This is a genomic window from Streptococcus sp. 1559, from assembly GCF_013276735.1.
Lineage (GTDB): Bacteria > Bacillota > Bacilli > Lactobacillales > Streptococcaceae > Streptococcus > Streptococcus pseudopneumoniae.
The window spans coordinates 1-2,544 of sequence record NZ_VMLO01000043.1; the positions used below are offsets into that span (position 1 = coordinate 1).

At 33.4% G+C, this 2,544-nt stretch carries 2 protein-coding genes and 2 pseudogenes; 2 read left to right on the plus strand and 2 right to left on the minus strand.

The genetic code is table 11. The features are described from left to right. Positions 1-819, minus strand: a pseudogene (locus HT688_RS12025) (trypsin-like serine peptidase); the annotation flags it as partial. A 316-nt stretch (positions 820-1,135) separates the two neighbouring features. On the opposite strand from HT688_RS12025, the pseudogene HT688_RS12030 reads away from it, so the two are divergent. Then, a pseudogene (locus HT688_RS12030) lies at positions 1,136-1,318 on the plus strand (IS110 family RNA-guided transposase); the annotation flags it as partial. A gap of 154 nt (positions 1,319-1,472) precedes the next feature. Here the strand turns inward: HT688_RS12030 and HT688_RS12035 are convergent. Continuing rightward, on the minus strand, positions 1,473-1,646 hold the full coding sequence (locus HT688_RS12035; RefSeq protein WP_050208810.1) for a PhrA family quorum-sensing system peptide: 174 nt from the start codon (positions 1,644-1,646) through the stop codon (positions 1,473-1,475). 178 nt (positions 1,647-1,824) lie between these two features. Here HT688_RS12035 and HT688_RS06580 point away from each other — a divergent pair. Next, positions 1,825-2,544 (plus strand): helix-turn-helix domain-containing protein (locus HT688_RS06580; RefSeq protein WP_172923666.1); only part of this gene is annotated, 720 nt, incomplete at its 3' end.

The following is a 2,544-nucleotide window of genomic DNA, read 5'->3' on the forward strand; positions in this document are numbered from 1 at the left end:
ACTCCCATTGGTATGAACTCCGACAACCCTATTGGTAGAATCATATACTGCTGAACCGCTTGCACCACGCAAAGTATCTACTTGATAGAATAAAAAATCATTTGTATCTTGAAGTATCGTTTTTGTATCAGTATACATCTGCTTAATATCCTTATTAACAGCAGAATATCCCGTAACTGTTACATCTAGATTTTTAGTATTTTCTAAATTATTGGGAAGTCCTAACGTCCCCAATTGAGCGCCAATCGGTTCTTCCAAAATTAAAACTGCTAAGTCATAGGTAGTAAGCTCATCTGGATCAGTATTTCGAAATTCTTTTAAATAGCGAGCTTCTTTTACTTTTATCCGACCAAACGGCACACTATTTGGAGTACGAGCAGGAGTAACATATAGTTCTTCTGCATCTTTACCAAACTCATGTTTATAAATATTATGAGCAGCAGTAATAAGGACATTATCCTTTATAAAATTGGCACTCCCTCGATAAGTTACATCTTTACCATTTTTCACACCACGAAATTCTTACTCTACATAAGCTGATGTAGAGTAAGGATATTGTAAAGTATTTTTTACCTTAACTAAATCATTTTTACCAATAATGACTTCTGACTGATTTGTATAATATTGACCATAAGTCGGTGAAACATCGGGAAGTGAAAAATTATTAGTTCCTGGACTCTCTTGTAATGTTTCACTTACCTCATACTCCTCGCCTGTACTTGAAATAACAGTCAAAGCAGATACTGTCGATAGCTGGCTAGCTAATAAAGTACTAGCAATAATTGAAATACCGAATTTGCGATAAAATGTTTTCTTCATTTTTATAATTCATTCCTTTCGTTTCACTCAAGGCACAACACAGAATGAAAAAGTGTTGTGCTCTTTGTTTTATAATAACAGTGAGAAAGCCTATCACTACTACAAATCACGGGGAGGTGAATAAGTGAGTGGTACAGCCACTACCTCGCATTTTTATAGGTGTCATTCTTTCCATCAAGCACAAGAACTGTGACTAAGAGCACGTAAACTTATAATTGAATAAGCGACTCGTTTGTGAAAGGAAAGAATAGTCAAGGGATAGGCAGACTCAAATTTTATGAAGGGAGCCCCCTCATGTTAAAAATTATTTATATGGCATCGAAAAGCTATCATCGCTATCTGTCGCAGATTATTGGTTGCCATCTACCACGTACTTTTAAAATAGGAGAGTTATAATCCAAGATTACAAGGTCTTACAGAAATAAGAAATTCAGATAAGACAATGTCTGTCCAAGATGCCGTTCGTTTTGCACAACAGCACGGATTCAAGGTGCTTTAATTTTAAAGGTTGGGTATCAAGACCTCTTTTTAGTGTGCCCAAAATTTAGAGAAGTAATCAATCAACTAACTTTTATTTTTTCAAACTTGCCCCTACAATTTTTAATGAATAATAAAAGCGAATATACTAGAGACTAATTCTATTCCATTATTCTTTAATCAGCCTTCCCAACATCAAGACCATTGGACTTCTTTTGTGATTGCACTCGAATCTCCAATTGTCTATTCTTCTGAATAAACTGTTGGTAAGGAATTGTATTACTAAACATAAAAACACCTAGCAATGCAAATGTAACTAATTTTTTAATTCCACGTTTTTTCTCATGCAATGAAACCCCTTTCTTTTTATTCTAACAGATATATTTTATTTAGTCAAGTATTTTTATGTAATTTTTAACTTTTTTTTTCTTGTTATTACCATAAAGAATTATTTATTCCTTTAACTTGCTATTTTGAACTAAAAATTTTATAATGAAATTAAGCAAATAGGAAGGTTTATTATTTTTAATGAATACACTCGCAGAAAAATTCAGATTGAAAAGAAAAGAGTTGAGACTCTCCCAACAAACTCTTGCAGAAGGAATTTGTGAACAAAGCCAGATTAGTAAAATTGAAAGAGGTCATTTTATTCCCTCCGCAGACTTGTTATTCAAACTCTCTCAACGACTTGAAGTCCCTTTGGATTACTTTTTCAATGAACAAATCGAAGTTAAGTCTAACCTCTCTAATTTCAAACATCTATCTGCTCGCCTATTAGATGACAGAAATTATGACGATTTAGAATATCTTTATAAAATAGAGGTAGAACGAAGCACTTTTCTAACATTAGAAGACCGAACTTACCTTGAATGGATTAAATCTATAATTGACTTCTATCAATATGACAGTAAGTGTGAGGCAATTTCGTCATTGGAAAATATATTATTAAAAGTCTCTTCAAATACTCTGATTTATTTAAAGGCGTTGAATACTCTATCTAATTTCTATTCCTTAGTGGGTCTTGAACAAGAATATGAGGCAAACTACTCTCATTTGATGGAGTTATATCAGACAAAAAATTTTGAGCATCAAGAGTTTTTATTTGGCTACATCAGAGTTCGTTACAACTACGCTCACTACCTAGTATCAAAGGAAAAATATAATGAAGCCATCCAAGAAGCTCTTGAGACTATCGAACTCTGTAAAGAGAGGCAAACAAGTTACCAACTAGCTCCCCTGCTCGTTCTC